This window comes from Prosthecomicrobium sp. N25, from assembly GCF_037203705.1.
Classification (GTDB): domain Bacteria; phylum Pseudomonadota; class Alphaproteobacteria; order Rhizobiales; family Ancalomicrobiaceae; genus Prosthecodimorpha.
Map to the genome: position 1 here is coordinate 1,117,971 of NZ_JBBCAT010000001.1, position 16,693 is coordinate 1,134,663.

The window sequence follows — 16,693 nt, forward strand, 5'->3', positions numbered from 1 at the left end:
AGGGTCGCGTCAGGCGGCTTCCTGCTCGGCGAAGGCGCGGTCCACCTCGGCCGCCAGCAGCTCGGTGAAGAGGTCGCGGTATTCGTGGTAGCGCGGGTCGCGGCTTGGCCGCGGCCTCGGCAGGTCGATCGGCACGATGGTCTTCACCCGCCCGGGCCGGGCCGTGAACACCACCACCCGGTCGGCGAGCGAGATCGCCTCGTCGATCGAGTGGGTGACGAGCAGGATCGAGGCGCCGCTGTCGCGCCAGATCTGCAGCAGGAAGTCCTGCATGCGCGAGCGAGTCTGCACGTCGAGCGCCGCGAAGGGCTCGTCCATCATCAGCACCTTGGGCTTCATCGCCAGGGCGCGCGCGCAGGCCGCCCGCTGCCGCATGCCGCCCGAGAGCTCGTCGGGCTTCTTGTCGAGCATGTCGCCGAGCCCCACGCGCTTCAGCATCTCCACGGCGATCTCGCGTCGGCGCGCCACCTGGATGCCCTGGATGGAAAGCCCGAAGGCCACGTTGTCGGCGATGGTCAGCCACGGGAACAGCGAGGCCTCCTGGAAGATCAGCCCCCGCTCCGCGGAGGGTTCCGTGACCGGCAGCCCGTCGCACACGATCGTGCCGGCGCTGACCGGCTCGAGCCCGGCGATCATGTAGAGGAGCGTGGACTTGCCGCAGCCCGAGGGTCCGAGCAGCACCACGAACTCGCCGGGCGCGACCTCGAAGTCGAGGCCGCGGATGGCCTCCACGGGGGAGCGCCCCTCCGGGGTCCAGATCTTGTCGACGTTCCGGACGGCGACCGCGGGGCGGGACGTGCGGGGCTGGTTCATCGGGAGGCTCCCTCGCCGGGGGCGACCCACCAGAGCGTCTTGTGCTGGAATTCGCGCAGGGCCCAGTCCGAAAGGAAACCGAGCGCTCCGATGACCGCCATGTTGAAGAACACGAGTTTGGCGTTGAAGGTGGCGCGCGCCATGTTGGTGATCTGCCCGAGCCCGGTGCCGACGCCCACGGTCTCGGCCACGAGCACCACCATCCAGGCGCCGAGCAGGTTGAGCCGGACGGTGAGGAACAGGCTCGGCAGGATGGCGGGCAGGATCACGCGCCAGAAGGTCTGCCGTTCGGTCGCGCCCATGATGCGCGCCACGTGCAGGTAGTTCTTCGGCACGCTGGCGATCTGCGCGCCGGTCGACAGCACGATCGCGAAGAACACCGTGATGAACACCAGGAAGATGGCCGGCACGTCTCCGATGCCGAACACGAAGATGGCGACCGGCAGCCACGCCACCGGCGAGATCGGCGCGAGCAGCAGCACCGTGCCGAGGAGCAGGTTGCGCGCCGCCTTGACGTAGTGGATGAGCGCCCCGACCGCCGTCCCGATCACGAGGCCGAGCATCAGCCCGGTGAACACCCGGAAGACCGTCCAGGCGGCCGTGATGGCGAGCGCGTCGATGCCACCGCCGGTCCCCACGTGCCCGACCTTGTTGGACCGGTCGAAGAACTTCAGCGTCCCCGGAATGTCCTGGAGGAAGAGATGTGGCGGCGGCAGCAGGAGCGGGTTGGCGAGTTCCACGTACCAGAGCAGCTCCCAGATCGCGCCGAACAGCCCGACCGAGACGAGGCCCCAGACGAGCGCCGAGATCCTGCGCTTCGCCGCCGGGGACAGGAAGCCGGTCGGTCCCGGCGGGGCCTTGGCGGGGGAAGGCCCTCCGGCCGCGCCGGCGCGCCCCAGCTCTGCACTCATGGTCATGGCGTCCTCGTCCTCGTCGCCGTTCCCGATGGGGGCCGGGCGGCCGGGGCGGATCGCCGCCCGGTCGCCCGGTCGTAGCCCTTGGCCGGTCAGGCCGACTTCAGCTTCAGCCCGTCGTAGAGCGCCTTGTTGTCGGCGATCACGGACTCCAGCAGGGACCAGTCGAAGGCGCCCTTGTCGGGCAGCTTCTTGACGTAGCCGAGCTCCTGCATGGAGACGCCGCGGTCGATGATGAACTGCGTCTGGTTGCGCTGGTCGACCACGATCGGCTGCTTGGTCGAGGCGTCGATCGCCGCGTCCATGGAGGTCTTGTAGTACTTGCCGACCGTGTCCTTCAGCGCCGCGGCCTTGTCCGCCTCGGCCTGGCTCTGCGCCACCATGAGCGCCTTGATGACGGCCTTCACGGCGGCCGGGTTCTTCTCGATGAGCGGTGTGCGGGCGGCGAGCACGCAGTCCGAATAGCCCTTGCCGTAGAGGTCGGTGCCGTCGGAGAGCACGGTCGCGCCCTTGCGGCCGAGGACGCACTGGGTGGCGTAGGGCTCGATGTGGCAGATGGCGTCCACGGCCCCGGCGATGAAGGCCTGCGCCAGCTCCGGCGAGGTGTCGAGATACTTGATCTGGACGTCCTTGAAGGTCAGGCCGGCCTTCTTCAGGTAGTCGTAGGGAAGCACCTCCAGCGTGTCGGCCTGGAACGTGCCGAAGGTCTTGCCCTTCAGGTCCGCGGCCGACTTGATGCCCTCCTTGGCGACGATGATGCAGCCCTGCACGCCGCCGCCGGCGACGATCTTCACCGGCGCGCCGGCATCGTAGAGCGTCATGAAGTTGGAGTAGGGGATCATCGAGATGTCGACGAGGCCGGCGCCGAACATCGTGGTGATCTCGGTGTTGGACGGCGTCACCACGAACTCGAGGTCGACCCCGTCCGCCTTGGTCAGCCCGCGCTCCTTGGCGAGGAAGATGCCCATGTTGCAGAAGCCGGAGCCGTGCGTCGCCTTGACGGTCGTGGCCGCGAAGGCCGGTTCGGGCATCAGCAGGCCGGCGAGCGAGGGCGGCAGGGCCAGTGTGGCGGCCGCAGTCGCGGACGACTTCAGGAAGTTGCGGCGGGAGAAATTGCGGTAGAAAGTCCCATCACGATCGCACATGGTCCCCTCCGGTCCTCATACTGGAACCGAACGGACCCCGTCCTGGCTCTAACCACCGTTGAGCCGGCGAGCCGACCGGACATGGGCGCACGCCCACGACCGGAAGCCCCTACGGGATCCCGACGATGGGCACGCCAACCCGAAAGAGCCTGACGCTCTGCGCTGGAATACATTCAGCAAACCCCGTGCCATGCAGGGCCTGCCGCCGGGACCCGCGCAATTCTGCCGAAGTGCCGGCGAGCATGGCGCAGTGCCCGTCGATCCGTTCCGGCGAATGCCTAGCGAACAGTCACCGCGCCTGCCGTAGCTGCCTGCAAGTTGGGCTTCTCGCTGACCAAGAGGCGTGCAAACCATAGGTCACGTCACCCGCCGCGGCCCGCCCGGCCGCCGATCTTCCGCCGCGCCCCCACCAGCGCCTTCGGCATCGACAGGGACGACGCCCCCCGCCTTTCCGAAGGAGCGCCCGCGCATGCCCGCGCCGAGACCCATCCTCATCCGTGGTGCGACCGTGCTCGCCGATACGCCGGACGGCCGCCGGCCGGTCCCCGCCGACCTCCTGGTCGAGAACGGCCTCGTCGCCGCGATCGGGCCCGGGCTCCGGGCCGGCCCCGAAGCCGAGGTCGTCGAGGCGGGCGGCCACCTGGTCGCTCCGGGCCTGATCAACGCCCACTTCCACTCGCCGGGCAACTTCATGAAGGGAATGCTCGACGGCCTGCCGCTCGAACTCTTCATGCTCTACGAGGTGCCGCCCCTCGCCGAAGGGGCGGCCTCCGGCCGGCTCGCCTACGTGCGCACCATGCTGGGCGCGCTGGAGATGCTGAAGCTCGGCGTCACCAGCGTGATGGACGACGCCTTCCACGTGCCGGTCGCCACGCCGGAGAGCGTCGACGGCATCATGGAGGCCTACCGCGACGCCGGCATCCGCGCCCGCGTGGCGATCGACCAGCCGAACGTCGTCGAATACGAGAAATTCCCCTTCCTGGCCGACCTGCTCCCCGCCTCTTTCCGGCGCGAGATGGACGCCGCCCCCCGCCAGTCCGCCGGGGAATTGCTCGACCTCTACGACCACCTGATCGGCCGCTGGCACGGCGCGGAGGACGGGCGTCTCGCGGCCGCCCTGTCCTGCTCGGCGCCCCAGCGCGTGACGGTCCCCTACCTCCATGCCCTCGCGCGCCTCTCGCGCGAACGCCACCTGCCCTTCAACGTCCATATCCTGGAGACCAAGGTCCAGCGCGTGCTCGGCGACGAGAAGTACGGCCGGTCCCTGGTGCGCTACGCCCGCGACGAGGGCGCGCTCTCGCCCGACACCGTCGTCATCCACGCCATCTGGGTCGACGACGCCGACATGGCGATCCTGGCGGACACCGGCGTCACCGTCGCCCACAACCCGGTCTGCAACCTGCGCCTGGGCAGCGGCATCGCGCCCTTCCGGGCCTGGCGGCGCGCCGGCATTCACGTGTGCCTCGGCACGGACGAGCTCATCGCCGACGACGGCGCCAACCTCTGGGCCGCCGCCAAGACCGCCGGCCTCGTCCATACCCTCGCCGATCCGGACCCCGCCACCTGGCCGACCGCCGGCGAGGTCCTCGACACGCTCTGGGACGGCGGCGCCCGTGCGCTCGGCCTTCAGGGCCGCATCGGCCGCCTCGCGCCCGGGGCCCTGGCGGACCTGATGCTGATCGACCTCGACACGCTCGCCTTCACCCCGCTGAACGACCTGGAGCGCCAGCTCGTCTATTGCGAGACGGGCTCCTCGGTGCGCCACGTCATGGTCGGCGGACGCTGGGTCGTCCGCGACGGCCGGGTCCTGACGGTCGACGAGGCCGCGCTTCGGCGGGAGGCGCGCGAGATCATGCGCATCGCCGAACCCGACATGGCCGCCGCGCGGGCCGCCGCCAGGCGCCTCGAGCCCTACTATGCCGAGATGGTCCGCCGCGCCCACGCCCGCGACGTGGGCCTGCGCCGCCGGCTCGACTGAGGCCGCCACGGACCGTTCGTCCGGGGAGCATCGTCCGGAGCCGGACCGGTGCCCGGCGTCCGGTCTTTGTCCGCCCGCAAAGACGCGCGCCACCGGGGCGCTAGGGTCTCCATGGGACAGCCCCGGGGAGAACGATCGTGACGATCGAAGCCACCACCCTCGTCGACACCGTCATGCGGTCGGCCCCGGAGACGATCCGCGTCTTCCTGGACCACCGGTTCCACTGCGTCGGTTGTCCGATCGCCTGCTTCCACACGGTCGAGGACGCGTGCCGGGAGCACCGCGCCGACCTCGCCCCGTTCCTGTCGGCGCTCCGGTCCGCCTCGGCCGAGCCGCGCCCCGCGCCTGCCGACCCCTGGTGAGCCGAGGCAAGATCCCCCGACCTCGAGGCACCCCCTCTCCCCCGCATCCCCGGCCGGAGCGAAGCGGAGGGCAGGGGCCCGCCACCCCATCGGCGCGCCGCGGTCAGTCTCCGTCCGCCTCGCCCTCCGCCAGCAGCATGAGGCGGTGCGGGTCGCGGAGCGTGATCCGCTGCCGGCCGCCCTCGACCAGCCCCTTCTCCTCCCAGGCGCTCAGGATGCGGCTGACCGTGTGGAGCGTGGTGCCGGTCATCTCCGCCACGTCCTGCCGGCTGATCGGGAAGTCGATGCGCACGCCGGCCTCCACCTTGCGCCCGGCCTGGCCGGCGAGCCGCAGGAGCGCGTGCGCCACCCGCCGTTCGACCTGTTCGGTCGACATCTCCACCACCCGCGTGTTCGCCTCCTGCAGACGCGACCCGACGGTCTGGAGCGTGTTGGCGGCAAGCGCGGGATGCCTGGACACGAGCCTCGGCCACGCCGCGGACGGCCAGGCCAGCGCGATGCTGTCGACCACCGCGTTGGCGGTCGCCGGATAGGTGGTCCGGCCGATCGCCATGGCGACCCCGAAGACCTCGCCCTGCGAGACGTAGCGGACCACGACCTGCTGCCCGTCGGGGGTCAGGCGGTAGACCCGCAGATGTCCGTGGAGGAGGACGAAGAAGGAATGGGCCGCCTCGTCTTGCTGGAAGACGTTCGCCCCCTTCGGATAGCGCAGCACCTGCGCCTCCCGCAGCACCTCGTCGATCTGCTCCGCCGACAGTCCCGCGAAGGAGGGCAATCCCGCTACCAACGATCGATCTATGTTCGCCATGCGCCCGGTCCTGTGCAACCCCGCACGCATAGCGCAGCGGGCCGGCATCGGCCAGTGTCCGCCGCGAGACCGCGCGCCCCGGCGATGTCCGGTCGCCCGATCCTTGCGCCGGCGCAACGAGCCGGCCGGGCCCCCCGGGTAGGGATGGTCCGGCGGCGAACCGGCCGCCCACGAACCCGGAACGGCACCCATGAGCGACACCTGCGACGACTGCGTCATCGACGTCCGTACCCTGCCGCGGCCCCAGCGCCACGTCCTCGTCTTCCGCCGCTTCGAGGCGCTCGCGCCCGGCGAGGCCATCGAGATCGTCAACGACCACGACCCGGTCGGTCTCCTCTACGGCTTCGGGGAGGTCTATCCCGGCGCCTTCCGCTGGGAGTATCTGAAGCGCGGTCCCGCGGACTGGCACGTGCGCATCGGCCGCGAGGCGGCGCCTGTCGACGAGGCCGCCGCGACGCACGTGCACGGCTGCGCCTGCGGGTCCCGCACGGGAAGCTGCGGCTGACCGGCGGGCCGCCGGAACGTGGAGGAACCCATGGACGCACCGGTCCGCATCGGAATCCTGGTCAGCTCCGACCGCGCCGCGGCCGGCCTCTACGAAGATCGGGGCGGCCCCGCCGTCGAGGCCTATCTGGGGCGGGTGCTGGTCACCCCCTGGACGGCGGAACTGCGCGTTATCCCCGACGACCGGGCGCTCCTCGCCGCCACCCTGGTCGAGCTGGCGGCCCTCTGCCCGCTCGTGCTGACCACCGGCGGCACCGGGCCGGCGCCCCGGGATGTCACCCCGGAGGCGACCGCGGACGTCTGCCAGCGGATCCTGCCGGGCTTCGGCGAGGCCATGCGCCTCGCCAGCCTGCGCGAGGTGCCGACCGCCATCCTGTCGCGCCAGGTCGCCGGCACGCGCGGATCCACGCTCATCGTGAACCTGCCCGGCAAGCCGACCTCCATCGCCACCTGCCTCGACGCCGTCTTTCCCGCGATCCCCTACTGCATCGATCTCATCGGCGGTCCGCGCCTGGAGACCGACCCCGCCGTCTGCCGGGCTTTCCGGCCCCCCGGCTGAGGCGCCCCTCGAGAACCTCTAGAGGGCGGCGCCGGCGCGGACCCGCCTGCCCAGATAGGCGGCGACGAACAGCCAGAAGCCGGACCGCAGCGCCATGGCGCCCACGGTCCGCATCTCGTAGGCGCCGCCCTGGAGCACGTGGAGGCCGAAGAGCGCGAAGACGAGGATCGTCGCGCCCGCGATCGCGACCGCGGCCTTCAGGCTCCACGGCCGCCCCGCGACGATGCCGGCGCCGGTCGCCACATACGCGAAGCCGGCCAGGAAGTTGAACCACAGCACGAACGGTACCGCGTTGCCCACCGCCGCCCGGCTCTCGGCCGAGCCGAACAGGGCCATGCCGCCCGACGCGATGGTCAGGAGCCCGAACAGCACCGCGATCGCCCCGACCCCGGTCCGGGCGGGATGGCTCGTAAGGGCGGTCATGGGCTCCTCCTGTGTGCTTCGGCCCTGTCGGGGCCCTGCCGGCCTCCATCGACCGCGAACCGGCCTCAGTGGCTGGTGCCTTCCGAGAAGGTGATCTTGTTGTAGACGTTGTACTTGCCGACCGGCTTGCGCATCGGGATCCGCTTCACCGGCTCCAGTGTCTCGGCGTCGTAGACGACGAGCGCCCCGGGGTCCTCCCAGACGGAGACGAGCGCGAAGCGTCCCGTCCGGTCGAACTCGGTATGCGCAGCCGTCTTGCCGGGCTCCGGCACGATCGTCTTCACGATCTCCAGGGTCCGCTTGTCGATGATCTGCATGCCGTCGCGCGCCTTGCCCAGCATGGCGTCGGCCCAGATGTAGGGCGTGCGCTCGTGCGAGCGCAGGAAGAAGCCAGGCCCTGCCGTCTCGATGGTCTTGATCACGGTCCAGTCGGTCGCGTCGATGAAGGAGAGCTTCGCCTGGTTGAGGTGAGGCGCCGCGATGACCCGGCGGCCCTGCCAGTCGAACGAGATCCCGGAGCCGAGATGCGGCATGCCGGGCAGCGGGATGGTGGCGATCGTCCGGCCGACGTTGAGGTTGACCACCACGCCCTTGTCGCCGTCGCGCGACGCGCCGAGCAGATGCCGGTAGCCGGTATCGAAGAAGAAGTCGTCGATCGGCTGCTCGACCGCGATGCGGCGGAGCGCGAAGAGGCCCTTCGAGGTCGCGAGCGCCTCGACCATGCCCTTCTCGTGGCTGTGCACGAGCCCGCTGAAGACCGGCGGTGCGTTCGGGTCCGTGGCGATCTCCCAGACCTCCGGCACGTCCTTCAGCGCCGCGATGAAGCTCGACCGGTTGGGCGCCTGGTAGATCGCCGAGACGCGCGAGGGCGTGCCCCGCAGGTCCGCCACCGGGAAGAGCCTGGCCGGCTCGAGCGTCTCAGCCGACAGGATCGCGATGGTGGAGGGCAGGTAGTTCGCCGCCGCGATCCAGCGCCCGTCCGCCGACAGCGCGATGTTGCGCATGTTGAGCCCGGCGCGCGCCTCCGCGACGATCCGGAAGGTCTTCAGGTCGAACTTGGTGATCCAGCCGTCGCGCGAGCCGAAGAACACGAAGCGTCCGTCCGGGGTGAACTTCGGGCCGCCGTGCAGCGCGTAGCGGGACGGGAACCGGGCGACCGGCTCCATGCGGTCGCCGTCGAGGATCGTCACATGGTGGTCGCCCGCCTCGACGACCACGAAGAGATTGAGCGGGTCGGCCACCGGCGGCGGCGTCGCCACGGGCTCGGCCGGGCCCTCCACCCGGCTCGCCCGGATGTCGGCCTCGGTCCAGTCCGGCCGCACCTCGGGCTCCCGGAGCACGAAGGCGGCGAGCGCCGAGACCGCATCCGCGCCGAGCGCCTCGCCGAAGGCCGGCATCTGGGTCGCGGGCCGCCCCTCGGCGATCACCTTGGCGATGTCGGCCGGCTTCACGCGCCCGAGCGAGACCGGCAGCAGTGCCGGCCCCTGGCCGCCGAGCCGGGCCTCGCCGTGGCAGGTCGCGCAGGTGTCGCGGTAGATCGCGGCCGCGTCCGGCCCGGCGAGGGCCGGTCCGGCCGACATCGTGGCCGCGACGGCGAGGAGCGCCGAGACGAGGGCGTCAGAGGAGCGAGGGCGCTTCATGGCGTTGTCCCCGGAAGGGCGTGACGGCGAGGCGCTCGGCGCCGGGCGAGGCGCCGATCTCGGCGTCGTCGAGATAGCAGGCGGGATCCTCCGCGAAGGCGTCGCCGGTCAGCCGCCAGGCGCGCACCCGCGTGTTACCCCCGCACATGTCGAAGAACCGGCAGGTCGCGCAGCGCCCGCCGATCTTGCGCGGCCGCGCCTTGAGGCCCGCCATCAGCGGATCGGATCGGTCTGCCCAGATCTCCCCGAAGGGCCTGTCCTTCACGTTGCCGAGGCTCCGGTCCCACCAGAAGGTGTCGGGATGCACCGCGCCGAGGTTGTCGATGTTGGCGACGTTGACCCCCGAGGCGTTGCCGCCCCATTCGGCGAGCTTGGCCCGCAGGTGCTCGGCCCGGTCCGGGGCCACCTCGCGCGCCCAGAGATACAGGTAGGCGCCGTCGGCGTCGTTGTTGCCGGTCACGTATTCGCGCTCCGAGCCGGCGAGCACGTCCGCCCAGGCGACCGCGAAGAGCCGCCGCATGGCGTCGCGCGTGACGTCGAGCCGCGCGTCGTCGCCCCGGTTCTTGTTGCCGCGCCCCGAATAGTTGAGATGCGACAGGTAGAACTTGGTGCAGCCCTCGGCCTTCATGAGGTCGAGAAGCGCCGGGAACTGGTCGCGGTTGTCCATCGTCATGGTGAAGCGGAGGCCCACCTTCACGCCGCGCCCGACCAGGAGCCGCACGCCGCGCAGCGACGCCCGGAAGGCCCCGTCCTCGCCGCGGAAGCGGTCGTGGGTGTCGCCGATGCCGTCGAGGCTGACCCCGACATAGTCGAACCCCGCCGCCGCGATCCGGTCGGCCATGGCCTCGTCGATCAGCGCGCCGTTCGAGGAGAGCGAGGTCGAGAAGCCGAGGCTCCGCGACCGCTCCGCGATCGCGAAGATGTCGGGCCTCATCAGCGGCTCGCCGCCGGAGAGGATCAAGGCCGGCACGCGCGCGGCCTTCAGGTCGTCCATCGTCCGGAACACCTCCGCGGTCGTCAGTTCGCCGGGGAAGTCGACGTCGGCGGAGATCGAATAGCAGTGCTTGCACTTCAGGTTGCAGCGGCGGACGAGGTTCCAGATCACCACGGGCCCCGGCAGGTCGCGCCGCGGGCGGACGGGGGTCGGCTCGGTGAGTTCTTTCAGGAAGCGCGTCAGACGGAACATGGGCGTCCTCGAAGGTCCGGCAGCCCAACGGTTACCCCGTCCGTGCCCGCCGGCGCTTGACGATTGTCAGCCGGCGATCCTCAGGCCGGTCTTCTTCAGGATGCGGGTGGAGTAGAGAACCTCCCCGCGCCGCGCCGCGGCGCCCAGCACCGCTGCGACCTCCGCCCGCTTGGCCTCCACCTCGTCGCGCGTCGTCCCGTGCACCATGGCGAAGAGGTTGTAGGGCCAGGCCGGCAGGGCGCGCGGCCGCCGGTAGCAGTGCGTGACGAAGGGCAGCGCGCCGACCGCCGCGCCGAGCCGGTCCACCACTGCGTCGTCCACGTCCCAGACCGTCATGCCGTTCGCCACCAGCCCGAGCCGGTAGTGGTTGGGCACGGCCCCGATGCGCCGGATGATCCCCGCGTCGAGCATCCGCCCGAGCCGCGCGATGACCTCGCGCTCCTCCAGGCCGAGCCGGTCGGCGACCGCCCGGTACGGCTCCGGCACCAGCGGCAGCCCGTCCTGGGTGGCCGCGACGATCCGCCGATCGGTGGCGTCGAGCCCCGCGGCGGGGCGGGGGGGCGCGAGCGTCGCCTGCGTCATGCCTCGACCCTCATGCCGATGAAGAACTCCCGCTCCTTCGGGAACCGGTACACCGGGAGCCCCGTCGCGGCCTCGATCCGCGCCGCCGCCGCCGCGATGCCGTCCGCCGTCTCCGTGGCGAGCACGAACCACATGTTGAGCGCGTGCCGCCGCTCGTAATTGTGCGCGACCTCCGGAAAGGCCCCGACCACGGCGGCGACGGCCTCGAACCGGTCCTCCGGCACCGCCGTCGCGCAGAGGCAGACGGCGCCGCCCATCCGCTCGGCGTCGAACATCGGGCCGAAGCGCGACAGGACCCCCGTCTCGGTGAGAGCCTGGACTCGGCCGATCACGTCCGCCTCGGCGAGGCCGAGCGCGGCCGCCACGGCCGCGAAGGGACGCGGCACGAGCGGGAAGCCGCCCTGGAGGGCGTTGACGAGAAGACGGTCGGTGGCGTCGAGCATCGTGGTCCTCCTCAGGCCGAGAGCCTTGCGCCGGTCTGCTTGAAGCAGGTCGTCGAGAAGAGAACCTCGTAGTGCAGCGGCGGGCCGGCGAGCGCGACCAGGCGGTCCACCTCGGCGAGCACCTCCCCGCGCTCCCGCCCGTGGATCATGGCGTAGAGCCGGTACGGCCAGACCGGCGGTGCCGGCCGGCGGGCGTAGAGAAGCGTGACGGACGGCACCGGCAGGAAGCGCTGCGCCAAGGTGTCGACCGGTCGGTCTCCCGGATCGAACACCACCATGGCGTTGGATCCGAACCCCAGCGTGCGGTGCCGGACGACGAGGCCGAGGCGCTTCACCACGCCGCCGAGCAGGAGCCGCGCCAGCCGGCCGCGCACCGCCTCCGGACGGAGTCCGAGGGTTTCCGCCAGCGCCCCGTAGGGCTCCGCGACGAGCGGCAGCCCGTTCTCGATCGCCGCCAGGATGCGCCGGTCGATCGGCAGGACCGCGAAGGCGGAGCGGGCCGGATCGCAGCGCAGCTCGCGCCGCCCCGGATCGGTGCCGAAGCCGAGGTCGATCCGGTATTCCCGCTCCAGCGGGAAGGAGAAGACCCGCTGGCGCGTGCGCACCCGGATACGGCGCAAGGTCGCCTCCACGGCGGTCCGGTTGGCCCCCGTCACCACGAACCAGAGCGGCAGGGTCGCGTGTTCGCGCGCGTAGTTGTGGGTCACGCCGGCCTCCGCGGAGACGAGGCGGCCGACGCGCTCGACCTCGTCCGGCGTGCAGGCCAGCGCCGCCAGCGTGCTGGCGCCGGCGGTGTTCGGACGAACCACGGCCCCGAGACGGGTCGCCACCCCCTGGCCGATCAGGTCGCGCACTGACTCGATCACGGCTTCCGGGGTCACGCCCTCGGCCGCCGCGATGGCCTCGAAGGGCCGGGCCACGAGCGGAAACCCGCGCTGGAGGCCGTCGACGAGCCTCGCCTGCAACGGTGACAGGATGCGGTCGGCCGTCATGTCACACCCCGATCCGGTGGGCGCGCGGGGTGAAGAAGATCCCGGACGGCTTGGCCGCCGCGATCTCGGCCACCTTGGTGAAGCCGCGCGTCTCGTGCACGTCGATCCGGTCGGCGTCGCGCACCGAGATCCAGACCTCGTGCCCACGCGGCGTGAACTCCATGTGGAGCACCGCCGGCCCCGGCGTCAGGCGGTGGACGATCGCGAGGCTCGGCACGTCGATCACCTCGACCGTGTCGTTGTCCGGGTGCGCATAGTTGACCCAGGCCTGCCGCCCGTCCGGCCGGGCCACGACGAACACCGGCTGGCCGTGGACGGGAAGCGCCGCCACCGGCCGGAACGTCTCGCGGTCCACCACCAGCACCTCGTGGCGCCCGACTGCCGGGATGAGAAGCCGGTCCCCGACCGCGGCCCAGCCCTCCATGTGCGGCATCTTGTAGACCGGCAGCGGCGCGTCGCCCTTGCCGTAGCCGGCGAGGACCCGTTCCGGCCGGAGCGAGTCGGCCCAGAGGTCGAGCCGCACCAGCGCGTCCTCGCCGAAGAGGCCCGCCACGTACCAGCGCCCGTCGGCGGTCACGACCCCGTCGTAGGGCTGCCGGCCGATGTCGAAGATGCGGGTGACGAGCGGCTTGGTGCCGCGGCCGTAGAAGTCGGCGAGCCAGATCTCGCCGCCGTCGTAGAGCGACCAGGCGAAGCGCCCGAACGGAAGGTCGACGAGACCGACCGTCTTCGACTTCGCCCCGTTCCGGTCCACCGCGGGGACTTCGGCCACCGGTTCGAGGCTCGCCGAGTCGAAGAAGCGCACTCCTCCAGGTTCGTAGTTGGACACCGCCACGAGCCGCCCGTCGTCCGAGATCGCGCCCCCGATGGCATTGCCGGCCTGGACGATGCGCTTCTCGACGGCCATTCCCAGGAGGTCGACCTTGGTCAGGCCGCCGTCCCGTCCGAACACGAAGGCGTAGCGTTCGTCGCGGGAGAAGACCACCGAGGCGTGCGAGAGGTCGCCGAGCCCTTCGATCCGGCCGAGCGCGCTGCGCCCGCTGGTCTCCACGACCAGCAGCGAGCCCGACGCCCGCTCGACGATGACGCCGAGATCGCCGGTCCCGCGCGGCGCGAGCGTGGCGGCGGCGGCCCGTCCGGGCAGGCCGGCCCCGAGCGACAGGCCCGCGGCGGCGGCGATGAGGCCGCGGCGGGAGGGAAGGGGGGAGGTCGTCATCGGATGTGGCCTCGCTTGATGATGTCGGCGATGGTGAGCGCCTCCTCGGGCGTGAGGAGGCCGCGCCAGGGCGGCATGGGCGTGCCCGGCACGCCGTCCAGGATGATCGCCGCGAGCGCCTCGGCGCTGCGGTCGGCGACCGCATCGGGCGTCAGCGGCCGCCCGAGGCCGCCCTTCAGGGTCAGTCCGTGGCAGGACCCGCAGTCCTGCACGAGAAGGTTGCGCAAGGCCTCCCGGCGCGCTGGCCCCGGCTCGGCCGCCTGCACGGCCGGCGCGGCCAGCATCAGCGCCAGGATCGCGGCCCGTCCGGCCGCCCGCCGGTGCCGCGGCCCGTCACTGGGCCGCGACGGCGAAGACGGTCGCGTCATCGCGGATCCTCCCCAGGCGCCCGGCGAGCCCGGCCACCGCCCCGATGACGAAAAGGCAGGGCCCCTCGAGGGCACTCGCCGCCACGTCCTCGGCGATCTCCGCCAGGGTCGACAACAGATGGCGCTCGCGGTCGGTGGTCGCACGGTTGACGACCAGCACCGGCGTGGCGGACGGCAGCCCGTGGGCGAGCAGTTGGCCCGCGATCTCCGCGATGGTGGCGAGGCCCATGTAGACGACGAGCGTGCCGTCCGAGTCCGCGAGCTTGGAGAAGTCCACGTCGAGTGGCTGGTCGGCGCGGCAATGGCCGGTCAGGTAGGTGACGTGCTCGGCGACGCCCCGGTGGGTGAGTGGGATGCCGACGCTCGCCGCGGCCCCTTGGGCGGCCGTGATGCCCGGAACGATCTCGCAGGCGATGCCCGCCTCGGCGAGCGCCAGGGCCTCCTCGCCGCCGCGGCCGAAGATGAACGGATCGCCACCCTTCAGGCGGACGACGTCGTGGCCGGCCTTCGCCTGGGCGATCAGGATCTCGTTGATGGCCTCCTGCGGCACGGGGTGCCGCTTCGGGCTCTTGCCCACGTCGATCAGGACCGCGTCCGGCCGGGCCATCGCCAGGATGGCGTCCGAGACGAGGCGGTCGTGCACCAGCACCCGCGCGCTGGCGATCAGTCGCGCCGCCTTGAGGGTGAGGAGTTCGGGGTCTCCCGGACCCGCGCCGACGAGGTGAACCTTGCCCTTGGGCATCATCCCGGACCTCTCTCGAAGGATCGGAGAAAAAGCTCCCGCCGCGGGGGAGGAAGGGGGATCCCGCGGCGGGAGAAGCGCGCAGCCTCAGTAGATGTCGTCGCGTGTATTGAGGACGTTGAACTTGCCGGTCGGGGTCACCAGGCTCTTGTCCTTGATGACGTTCTTCAGCTTCAGCGTCTGGTCGTCGACGACCACTATCGCCGATTCCTGCGACTTGCCGTTCCACACCGAGAACCAGATCTCGGTCCCGTCCTTGTTGAACTCGCCCTGCACCACGCGGCGCTGGCCTTCCTTGATGCCTGACCACTCGCCGATCGGCAGGACCTTGTACTTGGGCTTGTCCTGGCCGAGGTCCTTGATGTCGAACACCGCCACCGAGGAGGCGATCTCGGGCTCGGGATTGAGCGTCGTGTCGACGTAGAGGTAGTGCGACTTCGGGTGCGTCTTCAGGAACAGCGAGCCGCCGCCCTGTCCGGACAGTGTCTGGACGACCGTCCAGGCCTCCTTCGGATGCTTCTCCGGGTCGGTACCGATGAGCGTGATCGTCTCGTCGCCGAGATGCCCGGTCGCCCAGACCGGTCCGTATTTCGGATGCACGAAGTTGGCGCCGCGCCCGGGATGCGGCGTCTGGCCCTTGGTGTCGATGACTTTGACGAGCCGGCTCTCCTTCATGTCGACGACCGCCACCTTGCTGCGGGCGTTGGCGGCGACCATGAAGTACCGCTTCGAGGAGTCGAATCCGCCGTCGTGCAGGAAGCGCTCGGCCTCGATCTCGGTCTCCTTCAGGTTCTTGATGTCCGAGTAGTCGACCAGGCGGATCTTGCCCGTCTCCTTCACGTTGACCAGGAACTCGGGCTTGAAATGCGAGGCCACGATCGAGGCGACGCGCGGCTCGGGATGGTAGGTCTGCTCGTCGTAGATCATGCCGCGCGTGGACACGATCTTGAGCGGCTCGAGCGTGGCGCCGTCCATCAGCACGTACTGAGGCGGCCAGTAGGCCCCCGCGATCGCGTACTTGTCCTCGTAGCCCTTGTACTTCGAGGTCTCGACCGAGCGGGCCTCATTGCCGACCTTGAGCTCGGCGACCGTCGCCGGCGTCTCCATCCACAGGTCGATCAGGTTGATCTTGGCGTCGCGGCCGATCACGTAGAGGTAGCGTCCCGAGGCGGAGATGCGCGAGATGTGGACCGCGTAGCCGGTCTTCAGCCGGGTCACGATCTGCTTCGTCGCGCCGTCGATCAGCGCCACCTCGCCGGTGTCGCGGAGCGTCACCGAGAAGAGGTTGTCGATGTCGAGCTTGTTCATCTGCTTGGTCGGCCGCTGTTCGACCGGCACCACGACCTTCCAGCTCGCCCGCATCTCGGCCATGCCGAACTCCGGCGGCTGCGCCGGGTCGTTCAGCAGGTAGCGGGCCATCAGGTCCACTTCGTCCTTGGTCAGCTCGTTCGACGTGCCCCAGTTCGGCATGCCGGCCGGAGACCCGTAGGTGATGAAGTCACGCAGGTACTCGTAGCCGTTCTTCTTGGTGACGTCGGTCGTCAGCGGCTTGCCGGTCGCGCCCTTGCGGAGCACGCCGTGGCAGCCGGCGCAGCGCTCGAAGTAGATCTGGTTCGCGCGCTTGAATTCGGCCTCGCTGAGCTGCGGCGAGCCGGGCTTGGTGCCGGGCTGCTCGACGGCCTTCTCGCCGAGCACGTCGAGGCTCGGCTGATACTGGCCGCCGGGCGTCGTCTCGTGCTTCTTCACGTCCGCCGGGTTCGGTTGCGTCTGCGCGGCGGCGCCGCCGGTCAGCGAGAGCGCCACGACAAGCGCGACGCTGCCGAGGAGTCCGGCCTCCGATTGAATGCGTAGGGGCATGGTTTACCCTCCGAAGGGTTGCTGCGCGGGGGACGGTTGACCAAGGGGCGGTGCGGTTCCTTGACGATTGACAAGACCGGAGCTTAGGCGTGCCCGCCGGCCGCGGGTTGACGATCGTCAAGAGCTCCCACGCGCCTGCCGCTAGGGTTTCCGGGCTCCAA

General features: G+C 71.0%; 18 protein-coding genes. 4 read left to right on the forward strand and 14 right to left on the reverse strand.

Translation table 11 applies throughout. From position 1 onward, the window contains the following. Positions 1-9: 9 nt before the first annotated feature. The 3 genes from WBG79_RS05045 to WBG79_RS05055 all read right to left on the reverse strand — a co-directional run bounded on the left by WBG79_RS05045 (position 10) and on the right by WBG79_RS05055 (position 2,872). Positions 10-813 (reverse strand): ABC transporter ATP-binding protein, encoded by an 804-nt coding sequence (locus WBG79_RS05045; RefSeq protein WP_337356015.1) that lies wholly within the window; start codon positions 811-813, stop codon positions 10-12. Further along, the gene (locus WBG79_RS05050; protein WP_337356016.1) at positions 810-1,730 is read right to left on the reverse strand and encodes an ABC transporter permease; all 921 of its coding nucleotides are present in this window, start codon (positions 1,728-1,730) and stop codon (positions 810-812) included. The genes WBG79_RS05045 and WBG79_RS05050 overlap by 4 nt, the downstream gene beginning before the upstream one ends. 89 nt (positions 1,731-1,819) lie before the next feature. Next, a complete protein-coding gene (locus tag WBG79_RS05055) occupies positions 1,820-2,872 on the reverse strand; it encodes an ABC transporter substrate-binding protein (RefSeq protein ID WP_337356017.1) in 1,053 nt (350 codons plus the stop codon). Positions 2,873-3,341: 469 nt separating this feature from the next. Between WBG79_RS05055 and WBG79_RS05060 the strand changes: the two genes are divergently transcribed. Beyond that, on the forward strand, positions 3,342-4,850 hold the full coding sequence (locus tag WBG79_RS05060; RefSeq protein ID WP_337356018.1) for an amidohydrolase family protein: 1,509 nt from the start codon (positions 3,342-3,344) through the stop codon (positions 4,848-4,850). Between the two features lie 137 nt (positions 4,851-4,987). Then, positions 4,988-5,212, forward strand: a complete 225-nt coding sequence (locus WBG79_RS05065) for a DUF1858 domain-containing protein (protein ID WP_337356019.1) — start codon at positions 4,988-4,990, stop codon at positions 5,210-5,212. A gap of 103 nt (positions 5,213-5,315) precedes the next feature. Here the strand turns inward: WBG79_RS05065 and WBG79_RS05070 are convergent, their stop codons facing one another. After that, entirely contained in the window at positions 5,316-6,020 is a 705-nt protein-coding gene (locus WBG79_RS05070) for a Crp/Fnr family transcriptional regulator (RefSeq protein ID WP_337356020.1), read from the reverse strand. Positions 6,021-6,210: 190 nt separating this feature from the next. Here WBG79_RS05070 and WBG79_RS05075 point away from each other — a divergent pair, with 190 nt between their 5' ends. Together WBG79_RS05075 and mog are read left to right on the forward strand one after the other, a co-directional pair. Beyond that, on the forward strand, positions 6,211-6,525 hold the full coding sequence (locus WBG79_RS05075; RefSeq protein WP_337356021.1) for a DUF2249 domain-containing protein: 315 nt from the start codon (positions 6,211-6,213) through the stop codon (positions 6,523-6,525). A gap of 30 nt (positions 6,526-6,555) precedes the next feature. Further along, a complete protein-coding gene (gene mog, locus WBG79_RS05080; RefSeq protein ID WP_337356022.1) occupies positions 6,556-7,083 on the forward strand; it encodes a molybdopterin adenylyltransferase in 528 nt (175 codons plus the stop codon). A gap of 18 nt (positions 7,084-7,101) precedes the next feature. On the opposite strand, the gene WBG79_RS05085 is transcribed toward mog, so the two are convergent. From WBG79_RS05085 to WBG79_RS05130, 10 genes are all read right to left on the reverse strand, one after another. Further along, positions 7,102-7,506, reverse strand: coding sequence for a hypothetical protein (locus tag WBG79_RS05085; protein ID WP_337356023.1), 405 nt, complete (start codon positions 7,504-7,506; stop codon positions 7,102-7,104). Positions 7,507-7,571: 65 nt separating this feature from the next. Next, positions 7,572-9,146: a cytochrome D1 domain-containing protein gene (locus WBG79_RS05090; protein WP_337356024.1), complete on the reverse strand. Its 1,575-nt coding sequence runs from the start codon at positions 9,144-9,146 to the stop codon at positions 7,572-7,574. Continuing rightward, positions 9,124-10,332, reverse strand: a complete 1,209-nt coding sequence (gene nirJ / locus WBG79_RS05095; protein ID WP_337356025.1) for a heme d1 biosynthesis radical SAM protein NirJ — start codon at positions 10,330-10,332, stop codon at positions 9,124-9,126. Before nirJ ends, WBG79_RS05090 begins: the two co-directional genes overlap by 23 nt. A gap of 66 nt (positions 10,333-10,398) precedes the next feature. Beyond that, a complete protein-coding gene (ahbB, locus tag WBG79_RS05100) occupies positions 10,399-10,914 on the reverse strand; it encodes a siroheme decarboxylase subunit beta (protein WP_337356026.1) in 516 nt (171 codons plus the stop codon). Beyond that, positions 10,911-11,357, reverse strand: a complete 447-nt coding sequence (locus WBG79_RS05105) for an Lrp/AsnC family transcriptional regulator (protein ID WP_337356027.1) — start codon at positions 11,355-11,357, stop codon at positions 10,911-10,913. Before WBG79_RS05105 ends, ahbB (WBG79_RS05100) begins: the two co-directional genes overlap by 4 nt. An 11-nt stretch (positions 11,358-11,368) precedes the next feature. Further along, the gene (ahbB, locus tag WBG79_RS05110) at positions 11,369-12,349 is read right to left on the reverse strand and encodes a siroheme decarboxylase subunit beta (protein ID WP_337356028.1); all 981 of its coding nucleotides are present in this window, start codon (positions 12,347-12,349) and stop codon (positions 11,369-11,371) included. Position 12,350: 1 nt separating this feature from the next. Beyond that, the gene (locus tag WBG79_RS05115) at positions 12,351-13,565 is read right to left on the reverse strand and encodes a cytochrome D1 domain-containing protein (protein WP_337356029.1); all 1,215 of its coding nucleotides are present in this window, start codon (positions 13,563-13,565) and stop codon (positions 12,351-12,353) included. Further along, positions 13,562-13,933 carry a c-type cytochrome gene (locus WBG79_RS05120; RefSeq protein WP_337356030.1) on the reverse strand — a complete coding sequence of 124 codons (372 nt, stop codon included), beginning with the start codon at positions 13,931-13,933 and terminating at the stop codon, positions 13,562-13,564. Before WBG79_RS05120 ends, WBG79_RS05115 begins: the two co-directional genes overlap by 4 nt. Beyond that, on the reverse strand, positions 13,899-14,678 hold the full coding sequence (cobA, locus tag WBG79_RS05125) for a uroporphyrinogen-III C-methyltransferase (RefSeq protein ID WP_337356031.1): 780 nt from the start codon (positions 14,676-14,678) through the stop codon (positions 13,899-13,901). The genes WBG79_RS05120 and cobA overlap by 35 nt, the downstream gene beginning before the upstream one ends. Positions 14,679-14,762: 84 nt before the next feature. Beyond that, positions 14,763-16,532, reverse strand: coding sequence for a cytochrome D1 domain-containing protein (locus WBG79_RS05130; RefSeq protein WP_337356032.1), 1,770 nt, complete (start codon positions 16,530-16,532; stop codon positions 14,763-14,765). Between the last annotated feature and the right edge of the window lie 161 nt (positions 16,533-16,693).